15 protein-coding genes and 1 pseudogene are annotated in these 16,557 nt (G+C 65.0%); 3 read left to right on the top strand and 13 right to left on the bottom strand.

Going from position 1 to position 16,557, the window contains the following annotated elements; translation table 11 throughout:
• Positions 1-24: 24 nt before the first annotated feature.
• Positions 25-606: a sigma-70 family RNA polymerase sigma factor gene (locus CCONF_RS02425; protein WP_290224839.1), complete on the bottom strand. Its 582-nt coding sequence runs from the start codon at positions 604-606 to the stop codon at positions 25-27.
• 406 nt (positions 607-1,012) lie between these two features.
• Between CCONF_RS02425 and CCONF_RS02420 the strand changes: the two genes are divergently transcribed.
• Positions 1,013-1,330 (top strand): WhiB family transcriptional regulator, encoded by a 318-nt coding sequence (locus CCONF_RS02420; RefSeq protein WP_290224837.1) that lies wholly within the window; start codon positions 1,013-1,015, stop codon positions 1,328-1,330.
• Positions 1,331-1,440: 110 nt separating this feature from the next.
• Here the strand turns inward: CCONF_RS02420 and CCONF_RS02415 are convergent.
• The 5 genes and pseudogenes from CCONF_RS02415 to CCONF_RS02395 all read right to left on the bottom strand — a co-directional run bounded on the left by CCONF_RS02415 (position 1,441) and on the right by CCONF_RS02395 (position 8,324).
• Positions 1,441-3,805, bottom strand: a pseudogene (locus tag CCONF_RS02415) (ATP-binding cassette domain-containing protein).
• Positions 3,806-3,939: 134 nt separating this feature from the next.
• The gene (gene groL / locus CCONF_RS02410; protein ID WP_290224835.1) at positions 3,940-5,556 is read right to left on the bottom strand and encodes a chaperonin GroEL; all 1,617 of its coding nucleotides are present in this window, start codon (positions 5,554-5,556) and stop codon (positions 3,940-3,942) included.
• An 18-nt stretch (positions 5,557-5,574) separates the two neighbouring features.
• Positions 5,575-5,868 (bottom strand): co-chaperone GroES, encoded by a 294-nt coding sequence (groES, locus tag CCONF_RS02405; RefSeq protein WP_070769183.1) that lies wholly within the window; start codon positions 5,866-5,868, stop codon positions 5,575-5,577.
• Between the two features lie 355 nt (positions 5,869-6,223).
• Complete coding sequence (locus CCONF_RS02400; RefSeq protein WP_290224830.1) at positions 6,224-7,621, bottom strand: L-serine ammonia-lyase; 1,398 nt, start codon at positions 7,619-7,621, stop codon at positions 6,224-6,226.
• A gap of 277 nt (positions 7,622-7,898) precedes the next feature.
• Entirely contained in the window at positions 7,899-8,324 is a 426-nt protein-coding gene (locus tag CCONF_RS02395) for a hypothetical protein (protein ID WP_290224827.1), read from the bottom strand.
• 395 nt (positions 8,325-8,719) lie between these two features.
• Here CCONF_RS02395 and CCONF_RS02390 point away from each other — a divergent pair, with 395 nt between their 5' ends.
• Together CCONF_RS02390 and CCONF_RS02385 are read left to right on the top strand one after the other, a co-directional pair.
• The gene (locus CCONF_RS02390) at positions 8,720-9,280 is read left to right on the top strand and encodes a hypothetical protein (protein WP_290224824.1); all 561 of its coding nucleotides are present in this window, start codon (positions 8,720-8,722) and stop codon (positions 9,278-9,280) included.
• 129 nt (positions 9,281-9,409) lie between these two features.
• On the top strand, positions 9,410-9,913 hold the full coding sequence (locus CCONF_RS02385) for a hypothetical protein (RefSeq protein WP_290224823.1): 504 nt from the start codon (positions 9,410-9,412) through the stop codon (positions 9,911-9,913).
• A 68-nt stretch (positions 9,914-9,981) separates the two neighbouring features.
• On the opposite strand, the gene tsaD is transcribed toward CCONF_RS02385, so the two are convergent.
• From tsaD to glmS, 7 genes are all read right to left on the bottom strand, one after another.
• The gene (gene tsaD / locus CCONF_RS02380; protein WP_290224821.1) at positions 9,982-11,034 is read right to left on the bottom strand and encodes a tRNA (adenosine(37)-N6)-threonylcarbamoyltransferase complex transferase subunit TsaD; all 1,053 of its coding nucleotides are present in this window, start codon (positions 11,032-11,034) and stop codon (positions 9,982-9,984) included.
• A gap of 101 nt (positions 11,035-11,135) precedes the next feature.
• Positions 11,136-11,618 carry a ribosomal protein S18-alanine N-acetyltransferase gene (gene rimI, locus CCONF_RS02375; protein ID WP_290224819.1) on the bottom strand — a complete coding sequence of 161 codons (483 nt, stop codon included), beginning with the start codon at positions 11,616-11,618 and terminating at the stop codon, positions 11,136-11,138.
• Positions 11,615-12,352, bottom strand: coding sequence for a tRNA (adenosine(37)-N6)-threonylcarbamoyltransferase complex dimerization subunit type 1 TsaB (gene tsaB, locus CCONF_RS02370; RefSeq protein WP_290224817.1), 738 nt, complete (start codon positions 12,350-12,352; stop codon positions 11,615-11,617). The genes rimI and tsaB overlap by 4 nt, the downstream gene beginning before the upstream one ends.
• Positions 12,352-12,828: a hypothetical protein gene (locus tag CCONF_RS02365; protein WP_290224815.1), complete on the bottom strand. Its 477-nt coding sequence runs from the start codon at positions 12,826-12,828 to the stop codon at positions 12,352-12,354. Before CCONF_RS02365 ends, tsaB begins: the two co-directional genes overlap by 1 nt.
• Before the next feature lie 163 nt (positions 12,829-12,991).
• Positions 12,992-13,498, bottom strand: a complete 507-nt coding sequence (gene tsaE, locus CCONF_RS02360) for a tRNA (adenosine(37)-N6)-threonylcarbamoyltransferase complex ATPase subunit type 1 TsaE (protein WP_290224813.1) — start codon at positions 13,496-13,498, stop codon at positions 12,992-12,994.
• Position 13,499: 1 nt separating this feature from the next.
• Positions 13,500-14,600, bottom strand: coding sequence for an alanine racemase (gene alr / locus CCONF_RS02355; protein WP_290224811.1), 1,101 nt, complete (start codon positions 14,598-14,600; stop codon positions 13,500-13,502).
• 5 nt (positions 14,601-14,605) lie between these two features.
• On the bottom strand, positions 14,606-16,477 hold the full coding sequence (gene glmS / locus CCONF_RS02350; RefSeq protein WP_290224809.1) for a glutamine--fructose-6-phosphate transaminase (isomerizing): 1,872 nt from the start codon (positions 16,475-16,477) through the stop codon (positions 14,606-14,608).
• Between the last annotated feature and the right edge of the window lie 80 nt (positions 16,478-16,557).

Raw genomic sequence — 16,557 nt, 5'->3', positions numbered from 1 at the left:
TCCGATCCTGCCGTGCAGGACAATTTAAAAATCTGGTTTTAGTTGTTCTTGAGATTCAGCCAGCCGCTTGCGCAACTGCCCGAGGGCTCGGTGCTGAGCTACCCGGACCGCGCCCGGAGTAGAACCTACGGCTGCGGCTGTTTCCTCCGCGGAAAGCCCCACGAACACCCTTAAAATCACAATGTTGCGAGCCTTTTCACTTAATGTATCGAGTAACTCGCGAACTCTGTTACTTCCTTCCGTAACCAGCGCGTATTCCTCCGGGCTGTGGCCGGAAGCCGTTTGCTCCGGCAGGTCCTCGGTGGGCACCGAGTGGTCGCGCCCCAGGTTGCGGTGCGCGTCCGCCACCTTGTTAAAGGCGATGCCGTAGACGTAGGCCATGAACGGCCGGCCCTTGTCCTCGTACTTGGGCAGGGAGGTCGCCACGGCGAGGCAGACCTCTTGCGCCACGTCGTCGGCCGTCGGATGGCGGTGGCCGCCAATCCGGGCGCGGCAGTACCGCACCACCTGCGGGTGGATCAGGCGGATGACCTCTTGCAGAGCCCGGCGATCGCCCGATACCGCCGACGGCACCAAGGCCGCTAGCTCGGTCTCGGAATCACTCACGTTCAGGCTCTACTTTCTCAGTTACGGTTTCACAGCAGCACGGTGGCCCGGGCACCCGTTTTTAGGGCGTGGGAGCGAGCACCGGATCGGTTCGGAAATTAGCCGTCTCAGAACTATACCGATGATCAGCGTCTAATTCATCATCGTGATTTTACTTTTAGCTACGACACGGAGTCTTTCACCTGACTCTTTCTACCCCGAAGGTAGTAGCCCACGCCGCGGTAGACAAAGTTCACCAAACTTTAACCTTTGTGCATACGCCCTGGCCAGGCGGATAATCGCCAGGATTGAGGCAACCAGAAAACCAGCTGGCAACCAGCTGGCAACCAAACGTTTACCGATGCGGGCCACACTGCCAAACCGGAATACTTCAAGTCCCGAATTAACCAATTGAGGAGATTTCGTCGTGTCACAGCCGCATCTGCTTCCCGGACCGAACGCAGATTTTTGGGAATGGCAACTGCATGGAGCATGCCGCGGGAAGAACTCGGATGTTTTCTACCACCCGGACGGGGAACGCGGCCGTGCCCGCGCGCAGCGTGAGAACCGCGCGAAGGCCATCTGCAACGCCTGCCCGGTCATCGAGCTGTGCCGCGAGCACGCCCTCCAGTCCGCTGAGCCCTACGGCGTGTGGGGCGGCATGTCCGAGTCCGAGCGCTCCCACGCCCTGCGCGCCCGCAACAAGCGCGCCCAGGTCACCAAGGTCGCCCCGGTTACCGTCTAGGCGGTTTCCCGTTAGGGCTTGACCCCTACCGCCACTGGCGCACAGGCCACCGCGCTGCCCAATGAGGCAGTCTGCTGACCTGCCCGCCCGGTGGCGCTTTTTGTGGTTTCCTAGGCCTCGTGGGCCAGGTAACGGGCCAGGTAGCTGCCGGTGACTGAGCCCGCGACTTCGGTGAGCCCGCGCGGGCTCGTGCTGTCCACGACGCGGCCGCCGGCTGAGCCGGCCCCGGGGCCCAAATCGATGACGTGATCGGCGTGGGCGATAACCGCCGGGTGGTGCTCGACGCAGACGACGGTGTGCCCGCTGTCGACGAGTTCGTCTAGCAGCTCCAGCAGCACCTGCGTGTCCAGCAGGTGCAGGCCCGTGGTCGGCTCGTCCAGGATGAGCACGTCGGCCGTCGCCTTCTTATCCGCCATGTGCACGGCCAGCTTCAGCCGCTGACGCTCCCCACCCGACAGGGTGTTCAGCGGCTGGCCCAGGTGGATATAGCCCAGGCCGACGGTGCGCAGGATCTCGCAGATTTTCGCCGCGGCCGGCACGCGGGTTTCCTTGGCGGCGAAGAACTCGGCGGCCTCCGCGGCGGGCATATCGAGGACCTCCGCGATGTCCTTTTCGCCGAAGGTATACGCGAGCACCTCCGCGGAAAAACGCTTACCCTCGCAGACCTCGCAGGGCACGTCGACCCCGGTCATCACGCCCAGCTCCACGTAGACCACCCCGGCGCCGTTGCAGTTCGGGCAGGCGCCGGCGGAGTTGGCCGAAAACAGCGCGGGCTTGACCTCGTTCGCCTTGGCGAAGGCCTTGCGGATGGGCTCGAGCGCGCCCGTGTAGGTCGCCGGGTTCGAGCGCCGAGACCCGGTGATGGTGGCTTGGTCGACCATGAGGACGCGGCCGTCCTCCACAAGCTGCTGCGGCAGGCAGGCCAGCAGCGAGGACTTGCCCGAGCCGGCCACGCCGGTAATGGCGGTGAGCACCCCGGTGGGGATATCGACGTCGACGTCGCGCAGGTTGTTTGCGCTCGCGCCGCGCACCTCGATGGCCCCGGTGGGCGTGCGGACCTCGTCCTTGAGGCCGGCCTGCAGGGTGAGCGCCCGCGCGGTGGCCGTGTCCGCCTCGGCGAGCTGCTCGACGGTGCCGGTGAAGACCACCTGCCCGCCCTGCGCCCCGGCGCCGGGGCCGAGCTCCACGACGTAGTCGGCGATTTCGATGGTCGCGTGCTTGTGCTCGACCACGAGGACGGTATTGCCCTTGTCCCGCAGGCGCAGCAGCAGGCGGTTGAGGCGCTCGATGTCCTGCGGGTGCAGGCCCGCGGTCGGCTCGTCGAAGACATAGGTGATATCCGTCAGGGCCGAGCCCAGGTGCCGGACCATACGGGTGCGCTGCGCTTCCCCGCCCGAGAGGGTGCCCGCCGACCGGTCCAGACTGAGGTAGCCCAGGCCGATCTCCACCGCGCTGTTGACCGCCTGGCGCAGGTTGTCCACCAGTGGGGCCACGCGGACATCCTCCAGGCTCTCCAGCCAGGAGTAGACCTCAGTCAGCTCCCACTGGGAGACCTCCGCCAGGGAAACACCCGCGATATAGGACTGGCGGGCGTGCTCGGCCAGGCGGGTTCCCTCGCAGGCCGGGCAGTCGACGAAGCGGGCGGCGCGTTCGACGAATTCCCGCATCTGCTTGGGCAGCTGCTGCGGGTCTTTGGACAGCGTCGAGCCTTCCAGCCTAGGCACCAGCCCCTGGTAGGAGATGTTAATGCCGTTGACCTTCACCTTGACGTCGTCGAGGTAGTAGAGGGCGTGCTTTTGCTCGTCGGTGAACTCGGCGACGGGCACGTCCGTGGGGTACAGCCCGGACTGGGCGTAGCTCTGCCAGGTCCAGGAGCCGACCTTAAGGCGCGGGACAATGATGGCGCCGTCGTCGAGGCTGAGCGACTCATCCACTAGCGCCGTGAGGTCGAGGTCGGTGACCCGGCCGGTGCCGCTGCAGTCCGGGCACATGCCGCCGGTGCGCTGGAAATGGGTGACTTCCTTCTTTGCGCCGGCCTTCTCGACCTGAATGGCGCCCTGCGCGCTCACCGAGGGCACGTTGAAGGAATAGGCGGCCGGGCCGCCGGCGTTCGGCTCCGCGATGCGGGAAAAACAGCACGCGCAGCATGCCGGTGATGTCCGTGGTCGTGCCGAAGGTGGAGCGCGCGTTGGCCGCCAGCGGCTCCTGGCCCACCACGATGGCGGCGGTCAGCCCCTCGAGGCGGTCGACATCGGGGCGGGCGGTCTGCGGCATAAAACCCTGGACGAAGCCCGGGTAGGTCTCATTGACCAGGCGCTGGGACTCGGCCGCGATGGTGTCGAAGACCAGGCTGGACTTGCCGGAGCCCGACAGCCCGACAAAGACGGTCAGCTGGCGCTTCGGGATATCGACGCTGATATCGCGCAGGTTGTTATCTCGCGCGCCGGTGACGCGGATGAATTCCTGTTGTGGCACGAGAGATAGCTTAAAGCACGATGAAGGGCCCCGCCGGCTGGCTAGCCGGGCGAGGCCCTCGGGCTCTTTTCACGCGGAAGGTCCGCCGATTACTCGGCGGAGCCGGTCTCCCGCGCGCGTGAGCTCACGCGGTTTTAGTGATGGTGGTGGTGGCCCTGGGAGGACTCTTCTTCCTCGGCGGGCTTTTCCACGACGGAAGCGTCGGTGGTCAGCACCATGCGTGCCACGGAGGTGGCGTTGACGACGGCGGAGTGGGTGACCTTGACCGGGTCGATGATGCCGTTGTCGATGAGGTTGCCGTACTCCAGGGTGTGGGCGTTGAAGCCTTCACCGTTGGGCATCTCGGCCACGCGGTTGGTGACCACGGCGCCGTCCTCACCGGCGTTGGTGGCGATCCAGTAGGCCGGGCGGGACAGCGCCTTGGCTACGGAGAGCACGCCGGTCTTGGCCTCGCCCTCGAAGTCCTGGGCGAAGGTCTCCAGCTCGCGCGCGATCTGGACCAGGGCGGAGCCGCCGCCGGCGATGACGCCTTCCTCGACCGCGGCACGCGCGGCGTTGATAGCGTCCTCGACGCGCAGCTTACGCTCGTTGACCTCAGTCTCGGTGGCGGCGCCGACGCGGATGACGGCCACGCCGCCGGACAGCTTGGCCAGGCGCTCCTCGAGCTTTTCCTTGTCCCAGGTGGAGTCGGTGCGCTCGATCTCGCGGCGGATCTGGCCGCGGCGCTCTTCGACGGCCTCGGCGGTGCCGGCGCCGTCGACCAGGACGGTGTCCTCCTTAGTCACGGTCACGCGGCGTGCGGAGCCCAGAACCTCGAGGCCGACCTCGTTGAGGTTAATGCCCAGCTCCGGGTCCACGACGGTGGCGCCGGTGACGACGGCCAGGTCGTCCATGAAGGCCTTGCGGCGGTCACCGAAGTACGGGGCCTTGACACCCACGACCTTCAGGACCTTGCGGATGGAGTTGACCACCAGGGCCTGCAGCGGCTCACCCTCGATGTCCTCGGCCATAATGAGGGTCGGCTTGCCAGACTCGGCAATCTTCTCCAGCAGCGGCAGGAAGTCCGGCAGGGAGGAGATCTTGTTGCGCACCAGCAGGATCTGGGCGTCGTCGAGCACGGCGTGGTTGGTCTCTTCCTCCGTCGCGAAGTACGGGGAGAGGTAGCCCTTGTCGAAGGAGATACCTTCGGTGACATCCACGGTGGACTCCATGGTCTGGGATTCCTCCACGGTGACCACGCCGTCCTTGCCGACCTTTTCCATCGCGCCGGCGACCATCTCGCCGATCTCCGGGTCGCGGGAAGAAACCGTGGCGACCTGGGCGATTTCGGAGGCGGAGTTAACCGGGGTGGCGCGCTTCTTGAGCTCTTCCACGGTCTTCTCGGCGGCCGCAGCAATGCCGCGGTTGAGCTCGACCGGGTTAGCGCCGGCGGCCACGTTGCGCAGGCCTTCGAAGACCAGCGCCTGGGCCAGCAGCGTCGCGGTCGTGGTGCCGTCGCCGGCGATGTCGTTGGTCTTGACGGCCACGGACTTGACCAGCTGAGCGCCCAGGTTGGCGAAGGGCTCGTCCAGGTCGATGTCGCGGGCGATGGTCACGCCGTCGTTGGTGACGGTCGGGCCACCGAAGGCCTTGGACAGAACCACGTTGCGGCCGCGCGGGCCCAGGGTGACCTTGACGGCGTCGGCCAGGGTGTCGACGCCGCGCTGGATGCCCTCGCGGGCCTCCTGATCAAATGCAATGAGTTTTGCCATTAGTGGCTACACCACCTTTTACTTTTCGATGACGGCGAGCAGGTCGCGAGCGGACAGCAGCAGGTACTCCTGGCCGTCGTACTTCAGCTCGGTGCCACCGAACTTGGAGAAGATAACGGTGTCGCCTTCGTTGACGCCCACCGGGACGACTTCACCCTTGTCATTGGTGCGGCCCGGGCCGACGGCAATGACGGTCGCCTCTTGCGGCTTTTCCTTAGCCGAGTCCGGGATTACCAGGCCGGAAGCGGTAGTGGTTTCCGCTTCGACGATCTGGACCAGAACTTTATCTTCCAGCGGCTTGATGTTTGCCATGGTGTGATTCCTCCGTTTATGAATCAATGAGTTGTATGTGCCGGTTGCATGCATTGCCAGCACAGCCGTCGTCGCGGGTGAACAACTGTGGGTCAAACAACCTATCTAGCACTCTACCCGCGCGACTGCTAACCGACAACAACACCATTCCCCCGCCGCGCACGAACCCGCCGCTCCCCCGCACCACCGGGCCGCAACGCCAAACTGCCCCACCAAGCCACATTCCCTAAGCCACACCGCCGGGCCCTCCCCCGGCAGCAGCCAAACCCGACATGCAAAAGGCCCCGCCGGCAGCTCGTGCAAGCCACCGGCGGGGCCGCAGGGTGTCCCTGCGCTTTAAACCTTCAGGGTGCTACTAGCAGGAGACCTGGGCGACGGTGAAGCCCATGGTCTTGGCCAGCCCGCCCAGGGAGGTCTCCTTGTACTTGGAGAGCATGTCCCGGCCGGTTTCTGCCATGGTCGTGACCGCATTGTCCAGGGAGACAACGTGGGAGCCCTCGCCGCGCTTGGCCAGGCGGGCGGAGTTGATGGCCTTGACGGCGCCGACGGCGTTGCGCTCGATGCAGGGGATCTGCACCAGACCGCCGATGGGGTCGCAGGTCAGGCCGAGGTTGTGCTCGAGCGCGATCTCGGCGGCGTTTTCCACCTGCCGGGGCGTGCCGCCCAGCAGCTCGGCCATGCCGGCGGCTGCCATGGAGGAAGCCGAGCCGACCTCACCCTGGCAGCCGACCTCGGCGCCGGAGATAGAAGCGTTCGTCTTGATAATGATGGCCACCGCGCCGGCGGTCAGCAGGTAGCGGTGAACGCTGTGCTTGTTGAAGCCGCGCTGGAAGTCACGCGCGTAGTGCAGCACGGCCGGCAGGATGCCGCAGGCACCGTTGGTCGGGGCGGTAATCACGCGGCCGCCGGCGGCGTTCTGCTCGTTGACGGCCAGCGCGTAGAGGTCCACCCAGTCCATGGCCTCCAGGCCGGAGTCCTCCTCCTCGCTCTGGGCCAGCAGGTCCTGGTAGAGCTTCGGCGCGCGGCGCGGGACCAGGAGGCCGCCCGGCAGGATGCCGTCGGTCTCGATGCCCTGGGACACGGCCTGCTGCATGACCTCCCAGACCCGGTCCAGGTGGGCCAGCACGAAGTCCTCGCCGCCTTCGTCGGCGTGGAGGAAAGCCTCGTTGGCCAGCATGATCTCCCAGATTGCCAGGTCGTGCTTCTCGCACAGCTCCAGCAGCTCATCGCCGGTGTCAAACTCGTAGGGCGCGCGCATGTTCGCCGGCATGGGCGTCGGGTTTTCCGCGGCCAGCTTGGAAGCCTCCAGCTCCGCGCGGGTCTGGATGAAGCCGCCGCCTACGGAGAAGTACGGCACGCCCTCAGCAATGCACTTGCCGTCGGCGTCGTAGGCCGAGAACAACATACAGTTCGGGTGGCCCGGGAAGGGCTCGTTATCGAAGACCAGGCTGTAGTCCATGGTCCCGGTCGGGCCGGTGACACTGCCCTCGCGCGGGATGTTGGTGCCGGCGACCGGCTCCGCGTCCAACGGCACGTCTAGCGGAGTCCAGCCCACCATGCCGAGGATGACCGCGCGGTCCGTGGCGTGCCCCAGGCCTGTGGCCGAAAGGGAGCCACGCAGCTCGCAGCGCACCAGCGCCGGGTATTCGACCAGCGAGTCCACAAAGGCCTTGGCCGCGCGCATGGGGCCGACTGTGTGCGACGACGACGGGCCGATACCGATGCTGAAGATGTCAGTCACTGTCAGGGTCATGAGGTACTCCTTTTTGGTTGCTCCACTCGTGGCTCACGCGCCTGCCGCAACCAGGTAGGGGCGCGAAGAAATTATCGCGACCGGGCGCGCCGCCTCTCACCGCCCATCCTAACGGTTGGAGCGATGCCAGGCACATCTAGAAAGTATTGTCATTTGGCCCAAGTTTTTGAGCCGTTGACCTGTCACTTTCGCCAATTGCACAAAGAATGATCACCGTCCCTCTCCCAAGGGACGGTAATTGAAGGCCGCGCGACGCGGCTGGACCGCGCCAGCGGACTTAGGCCTGCCTGTCCGTGTTGATCACGGCCGCGCGCCAGAGCTGGTATTCCTCCGGGTTGTCTTCGCGGTAGTTCAGCACGGCGCGAATGGAGTTTTCCACCCCTTCGACGATGTCATCAGTAATGTCGTCGCCTTCCGCGCCCACGAAGATCACCGAGCCGGAGATCGCCCGAATCGGGTCCTGCAGGAAGGCCGAGTTGCCAGTATCAGCGGTGTTACGCGCCAACGATGCCACCGGGTTCGGCTCCGCACCCTCAGCGCGGGCATCCGGGTTAAACAACGCAGCGTAGGTCGATCCATCTTCCTGGAAGGCCACCGCCACGCGGTCTTCAGTGGCCCCACCCAGGAACTGGTTAGCGTGCTCCAGCTCGAGGGTGATCTTGCGGCGGGTCAGGTCAGGGTTGACAAGGAATCCAATAGTCATAATTCCTAAAACTAGCCGCCAGACCGGAAAACCACACCCTGAGCAGGGACAACTTTGGGTAAACATTCCGTGAACCAGGGGCCAATAACCCCGAGCACAGGCGCCCACGCTTCCCTTGGCGAACCACTTAATCCAACCGGATAGCTAAGGCACAAAAATGACAGACCCTTACACGAAAAGACTAGGAGTCCCTTTTACAGATAGCTACCTCAGCCAGGGTCGCTACACCTTCGATCCGGCGCCATTAAACCAGGAGAACTCTGTGATGGCCGTGCTGCCTGCTGAAAGTCCACCATTGATTCCCCCAAGAAAACATCGACCCAATCCCCAACCTGAAATAAAATTCATATTGATTACACTTGAACTAACTCTTAACTCCCAGGATGTGAAGAATCGTGAAAGTAACTACCCTCAGAAATTTGGCGCTGGCGACATCTACGGTGCTTGTATCGCTGGCTATGGCGACCCCCGTGCAAGCTATGCCTCATCTCACCAGCCAAGTGCCGACGTACACTTCGGACACCCCTTCCACTGACACTGCTCAAGTTCCCGATCAATGGAAAATCGAGCAAACCACGGATGACGGTGCCGAGCACCTTGAAGAAAGAGCTGGTGGAAATATCGGACCGTTTGTCATGGTTGCGGATAACCCCCATTTTTCCCAAGGCACTGTGTCGGCTCACGGATGCTACACCGGCGGCCCCGCCGGAGGACAAGCCGTCGTGAAGAATTGGATTGAGCGAAAGAACTCCAACGGCGATTGGGAGAAGGTAGCCACAGGACAACCAGTGACCGTTCCGCAAGGGTGCGGACGCGGAAAGCGTTCTAATGCCCGAGCTCAGTGCCGCAACTTTGACAAAACGTTGTACAGAAACGTCGTGGATGTGGATATTTTAGGAGCCGTCGATTCCCCCATGAAGGCTTATAAGACAAGTTGGGTTAATTGTGGCGTTTAAAGTTTGGATCGATGGTTAGCAATGATTCTGTCTCTTACCGGGGCGTGGAGCATTAATCCGCTTGGCCCCCTTCGCGAATCGGAAGACGCGGAAGACTTGTGGAGCCTTGTCAACGCTACTGTATCCATAATGTCCGGGACTCCGCTATCGCCTTGGTTTGTGGGGGAAAGCAACGATAGCGAAATCCGAGGCAACGGCGAATTAGACACCCTTGTCCTCGAGGTGTACGCCGCTGACAAGGACTCGGGATCTGCGGTTAGTTACCTACCGTCAATCATGCTGGCGATAAAGATTAGCTTGGAAAAAGCATACAAGCCAGCAGCGCTATCAAGGGTTGCGCTTGACTCGCATCCGGGAGAATATCCCGCATCGACGCCAGCTCCCTGGTGGGGAAATTTCTTTAACCGTATAGAGGGAAACGAGTCTTGGGATTTAACGGTGTCACCGTTCTCGTCCGGGCTCGCTCGAAAAGCGTCGACTGTGCTTCCGTATCTTTTCCGAGCCGAAGGGCAGGACTTAACGTCTACCTCGTGGGGCCTAATGGAAGCTGCTGCTTTGATCAGTGTCTTTGCTGAAGAAAACGCAAGGTGGAAAAAGATTGTAATCGATAGTCAAAAGACCATTCTTGATTGACGGGAACGTGAAGGCTTGGGGCACGATCGCCGGCAAGCGGTAAATTCACGGTTTCCAGGATTACGCGCTTAGGAACCTGCCGGAACCAGCGGGATCTCAACCTCCAGCTGGGTGTCCGTAGCGGTGGCGAGGCCGGAGGGCTCGGCGCCTTCGGTGATGAGTTGGGCGGCGACAGCGGCGATCATAACGCCGTTGTCGGTGCAGAGTTTGAAGCTCGGGACGCGCAGCTCGATGCCGGCTGCCGCGCAGCGCTCGGCGGCAAGTTCGCGCAGCCGGGAGTTGGCGGCCACTCCGCCGCCGAGCAACAAGACACCGGCGCCGGTGTCCTGGCAGGCGCGCACGGCCTTGGCGGTGAGCACGTCGCAGACGGCCTCCTGGAAGGAGGCGCAGGTGTCTTCCACGGAGATGACCTCACCGTTGCGCTCAGCCTGCTCGACGTAGCGGGCCACGGCGGTCTTCAGGCCGGAGAAGGAGAAGTCGTGGCGGTTCTCGCCGCGCAGATCCTCGGCCTTGCTGAGCCCGCGGGGGAACTTGATGGTGGGCTCGCCGCGGGCGGCGAGCTTGTCGATGACCGGCCCGCCCGGATACCCCAGGCCCAGCAGGCGGGAGACTTTGTCGTAGGCCTCGCCGGCGGCATCGTCAAGCGTGGTGCCTAGCTCCCGCATGGGGCGGCCGACGGCGTCGATCTCCAGTAGCTGGGTGTGTCCGCCGGAGACCAACAGGGCCACCGCGTGCGGCAGCGACTTGCCCTCCAGGTTGGCTACGGCAACGTGGCCGCCCAGGTGGTTGACCCCGTAGAAGGGCACGCCCCAGGCGGCGGCATAGGCCTTGGCCGCGGAGGCGCCCACCAGCAGCGCGCCCGCCAGGCCCGGGCCGACGGTAGCGGCCACGGCATCGGGGCGCTCAACACCGGCCTGGCGCAGGGCCTCCTCCATCACCTGGGGCATGGCCTCCAGGTGAGCGCGGGAAGCGATCTCCGGCACGACGCCGCCGAAACGGGCGTGCTGCTGCATGGACGAGGCCACCGCGTCCGCTAGAACGTGCATCTGTCCGGCCTCGTCGACCTCCACGATGCCGACGCCAGTCTCGTCGCAGGAGGACTCGATTCCCAATACGATCATTGCCGTTCGCCTTCTTTAGTTTCTTGTCATTCCCGCCCCGGCCGCGCTGTGGCCCGGCGCCAGGCTGGTTGTTAGTTCTCTGGTTGCTAGTTCGCTGCTTGCTAACTGTCGTCGGCGGGCTGCCCGCCTTCTCGCTTATAAGTGTAGGCATCCGCGCCGGAGGGTTGGTAATAGTTGCGGCGCACGCCCAGCCGGTGAAAGCCATAGGCCTCGTACAGGCTAATCGCCGGCACGTTGTCCACGCGCACTTCCAAAAAGATCGGGGCCTTCTCGCGGTCGGCGATGAAGCAGATATTGTCCATCATCATCCGGCCAATACCGCGGCGCTGGTGCGCCGGATCCGTGCCAATGGTGTGGATTTCATACTCCGGGTCATCGGCCGGCCCCATCCGCCCGATGCCTGCGTAGCCGACCAACAGATCCGCCTCGGTATCCTGCACGCCCAGGTAAAAGGTGTGCGGCTGGCGGAACTCCGCCTGGAATACCTCTTGCGACCAGGGGGTCTCCCCCGGGAAGAGCACGGTTTCCAGCTCGGCGCACCGGGCGGCGTCGGATGCTTTCAGCTCCCGCAGGACGAGGCTCACAGCTCAACCTCGGGGATGGCCGCCGAGCGCGGCTTCGGCGCCGGCTCCTTCGCGTCGGGTCGGCGCAGGTACAGCGGCACCAGCGGCTCCGGCTGCGCGTTAAAGTCCACGGCTGCTGCCAGCGCGGCCGGGCGCGGGTTCAGCGCCGGGCGCACAGCGGCGTGCCACTTCTCCGGCAGCCGCTCCCCCAGCGCCGCGGGGATGTAGACGGCAGTGACAGCATCCGGGAAGTCCACGTCCTCGGGGCGGGCCACGTCCGGCCCGCTGACGCGCTCGGTGCCGCGGTAGACGGAGTAGTAGATCTCCTTGCGGCGGGCATCGGTAGCCACCACGAACTCGCCGGTTTCTGCGGAGCCGCTGGTGTGCGTACCTTCCGCGGCACCGCTGTCCTGGGCGGCTGCGGCCACCGCGATGGCGTCGTGCGAGCAGAGCCCATAGACCGGGATGCCGCGCGCCTGCGCCAGGGCCGAGGCCGTGACCATCCCGACGCGCAGGCCGGTAAACGGCCCCGGCCCGCACCCGGCCACGACGGCGTCCAGCTGGGAATAGTCCCCGCCCAGCAGCTGGTCGATGGTGGGCATCAGCAGCTCATTGTGGGCCCGGGTGTCCTTAACAGTCGCGTCCTGGACCGCCGACGGTTGGGCATAAGCCGCGTTGCCCGGCTGGGCCGGGTCGATATCCACCAGACCGGTGACCAGATCCGTGGTGGAGGTGTCGATGCACAGAACACGCATTAGGACGCCAGGACCCAGGTTCCGTCTTGGTTCTGCATGAACGGCAGCAGGGAGAAGCCGTTGATGACCGGCGGGACCTGCTGGGAGCACAGGTCAACCTCGCTGCGGTCCAGCTTCTCCGGGAAGCTGTTCAGGTCCTCGTCCAGAGCCACCAGGTAGTTGGTGTCCTCCGGGACCTTGCCGTCCACCAGGTCCAGCTCGTCCGGGTTCAGGCCGAAAGCTTCCCGAAGCTCATCGCCGGAAACGCCCGGGCAGACGAACGCCGCGGCGGTCCACTCCTCGCCGTAGACATCCGCCGGGGACAGGGCCGTGCCGTGCAGGCCCTTGTTCTTGGTCTCTTCCAGGATGTGGCCCACGCGGCCGACCGGCTCGTCGGCGCGGGCGGCAGTCCAGCCGACCAGGCCCAGGATGGCGATGAGGAAGCCGACGGTGACGACGGCCACCAGTGCGGCGGCTGACTTGGACAGTTTCATCATGGTGACTCCTTCTGCGCGACAGTCGTACGCCCGACTATCGGATTAGTTCTATGGGGATTAAGTACCTAGACAGGCTTGGGCATTGTTTTTACGCCCTGCAATGGTACATCGTGCAGGTTCCGCGAGTGTGTGGTGCCTCCGCGGTAGCCGCGGGCGCGGCCGGCTAGCGGCTGTGCCACTGCCAGGAAATAACGCGGGGTCCGTCTTCATCCAGTGGGGCGTCGTCAGCCCGCGCGCTTTCCCGGTCGATGCGCACGAGCAGGAAGTCGTCGCTGAGCTGCTCGACCAGCCCGCCGCCCCATTCGGCGACGACGACGGCGTCGGCCAGCTCCGTGTCCAGGTCCAGCGCGTCCAGGTCCCCGATGGGATCACCTGAGCCGGCGCCGAAGTCATCCAGCAGGCGGTAGGCGTCCACGTGCACCAGGTTCGGGCCGGGCTGCTTCGCGCGGTGCTCTCGGGCGATGACGAAGGTCGGCGAGGTCACCCGGCCTTTCACGCCCAGGCCCTGCGCGATGCCCTGGGTCAGGGTGGTCTTGCCCGCGCCCAGCGGGCCGTCCAGGATCACCACGTCGCCGGCCTCCAGCGCGCGTCCCAGCCGTGCACCTAGGTCCTGGGTATGCTCGCGGGTGCTCAGGGTCTCGCTGCCGTGGGAGGGAAAATCGCTGCGCATGCTAGGCCTCCTGCCGGGGCAGGTAGGTCCGCTGGGTGCGCCCGGTGGGCCGGCAGACCACCTCGTAGTTGATGGTCCCGGCGGCGTTCGCCAGGTCCGTGGCGCTGCGCCCGCCGGTGCCGAAGAGCACGGCCTCGTCCCCGATGACCACCCCGTGCGGGTTGGGCCCCAGGTCCACCACGATCTGGTCCATGCACACCCGGCCGACCTGCGGGTAGAGGTGGCCGTTGATGCCCACCTCCAGCTTGTCCTGGAAGTTGCGCGGCAGGCCGTCGGCGTAGCCGGCGGGCACGGTAGCCAGGTAGCCCGGCTCGGACGCGCTCCAGGTCAGGCCGTAGCAGGTGGCCTCCCCCGGCTCGATCGGCTTGACGTTGATGACGGTGGCGGCCCAGGTCATCGCCGGGCGCAGGTCATGTTCCATGCCCTCGATGGGCTCCAGGCCGTAGCAGGCCAGGCCCACGCGCACCTGCTCGAAGTGGGCGCTCGGGCGGGTCAGGGTGGCCGGGGAATTCGCCAGGTGGTTGACCGGGCATTCTAGGCCCATCGACCGCGCCTGCTCTAGCGCGTCGCGGAACTGCTGTTCCTGGTAGTCATTGTGCGGGTGATCCGGGGTATCAGCGCACGCGAAGTGCGACATCAGGCCGGTGACCTCCAGGAAGGGGCAATCGCGCAGCAGCTTAAAGGCCTCCGGCCAGTCCGCGTGCTGGATACCGGAGCGGTGCATCCCGGTCTCCACGCCGATGATGACGCTGGCCGGGGTCTCCTGGTTGATGAGTGCCCGGGCGTGCTCCAGGGAGGGCACGCCGACGGTAATCCCGTGGGCTAAGACCTCCGAGAGATCGTCGCTGGGGTCCCAGATCCACGCCGCGATAGGCTGGTTGACGCCGACCTGGCGCAGGCGCACGGCCTCTGCCGTGGTGGCCACGCCGAAGGCATCCGCGCCGGCGGCCTCCATCACGGGGGCCACCTTCTCGACTCCATGCCCGTAGGCGTCCGCCTTCACCACGCACATCAGCCGGGTGCCCGGTCCCACTTTGTCCTTGAGGTAGGCAACATTGTGGACGATGGCATCCAAATCGATGCGGGCGGTGAGTAACGACATGGAAGCTACTCTACCGTCACCGACTTTGCGAGGTTACGCGGCTGGTCCACGTCGTAGCCCTTGGCGGAGGCGACGTTGCAGGCGAAGATCTGCAGCGGCACGGTAGCCAGCAGCGGCTGCATCAGGGTCGGGGCCTGCGGGATGCGGATGATGTAGTCCGCGTAGTCCTCGACCGCGGTGTCGCCTTCCTCGGCGATGACCACGGTGACGGCGCCGCGGGCGCGGATCTCCTGAATGTTGGAGACCACCTTGGAGTGCAGCGAGTCGCGGCCGCGCGGGGACGGCACGATAACAAAGACCGGCTGGCCCTGCTCGATGAGCGCGATCGGGCCGTGCTTGAGCTCGCCGGCGGCGAAGCCCTCGGCGTGCAGGTAGGCGATTTCCTTCAGCTTCAGCGCACCCTCCAGGGCGACGGGGAAGCCGACGTGGCGGCCCAGGAAGAGCACGGAGGTCGCGTTCTGCATGGACTTGGCCAGGTCCGCGACCTGCTGCTCGCCGTCGATGACCTCCTGGATCTTATCCGGCATGGCGCGCAGCTCGCGCAGGATGGACTCGACCTCGTCGGTGAACTTGTTGCCGCGCAACTGTGCCAGGTACAGGCCCAGCAGGTAGGTGGCGGTGATCTGCGCCAGGAAGGCCTTGGTGGAGGCCACCGCGATCTCCGGGCCCGCGTGGGTGTACAGCGCGGCGTCGGACTCACGCGGGATGGACGAGCCCTGGGTGTTGCAGATGGCGATGACCTTCGCGCCCTGCTGGCGGGCGTGGCGCACGGCCATCAGGGTGTCCATGGTCTCGCCGGACTGGGACAGGGCCACCACGAGCGTCTTTTCGTTGACGATCGGATCGCGGTAGCGGAACTCGTGCGCCAGCTCCACCTCGGTGGGGATGCGGCACCAGTGCTCGATGGCGTAGCGGGCCACGTGGCCGGCGTAGGCGGCGGTGCCGCAGGCGATGACGATGATTTTGTCGATGGACTTGAGCACGGATTCCTCGATCCGCAGCTCGTCCAGGATCAGCTTGCCGGACTCGTCGAAGCGGCCCAGCAGGGTGTCGCGGACTGCGCTCGGCTGGTCGTGGATCTCTTTGTCCATGAACGAGTCGAAGCCGCTCTTTTCCGCCTGCGCGGCGTCCCACATGATTTCAAACGGCTTGCCCTCGGCCGGGTTGCCGTCGTAATCGGTGATGGCGACCTCATCCGCGGTGATGGTCACGACGCGGTCGTTGTCGATCTCGACGGCGGACTTGGTGTAGTCGATGAAGCCCGACACGTCGGAGCCCAGGAAGTTCTCGCCCTCGCCCAGGCCGATGACCAGCGGCGAGTCGCGGCGGGCGGCCACAATGCGGTCCGGCTGATCCGCGTGGATGGCCAGCAGCGTGAAGGCACCTTCGAAGCGCTGGCAGGCCAGCTGCATAGCGCGGGTCAGGTCACCCTCGGCCTCGCCGTGGAAGACGTCGGCGAGCACCGTGGCGGCGACCTCGGTGTCGGTCTCCGACGCGAAGTGGGCGCCCTTGTCGATGAGCTCGGTGCGCAGCTCGGAGAAGTTCTCGATGATGCCGTTGTGCACGACGGCGAGCTTCCCGCCGTCGACGACGTGCGGGTGGGCGTTGATGTCGGTGGGGCCGCCGTGGGTGGCCCAGCGGGTGTGGCCGATACCCAGGGCCGAGTCCGACACCGGGCGGTTGGCCAGCTCCTTATCCAGCTCGGCTACCTTGCCGGCCTTCTTGCGCCAACTAATTTCCCCGTCCGCGTACATAGCGATGCCGGCGGAGTCATAGCCGCGGTATTCCAGGCGGCGCAGCCCCTCCAGCACGACGTCGAGGGCAAAATATTCATGGTCGTTTCCCGATTGACCAACGTATCCGACGATTCCACACATAGCCCCAGATATTACAGCATCATCCAGCACTCCAACGGATTCAGGTTGTATATTCACCTCGCCGTAATAACTGCCCAAAG

This window comes from Corynebacterium confusum (genome assembly GCF_030408715.1).
Lineage (GTDB): Bacteria > Actinomycetota > Actinomycetes > Mycobacteriales > Mycobacteriaceae > Corynebacterium > Corynebacterium confusum.
This window is presented reverse-complemented; position numbering and strand designations above follow the sequence as displayed.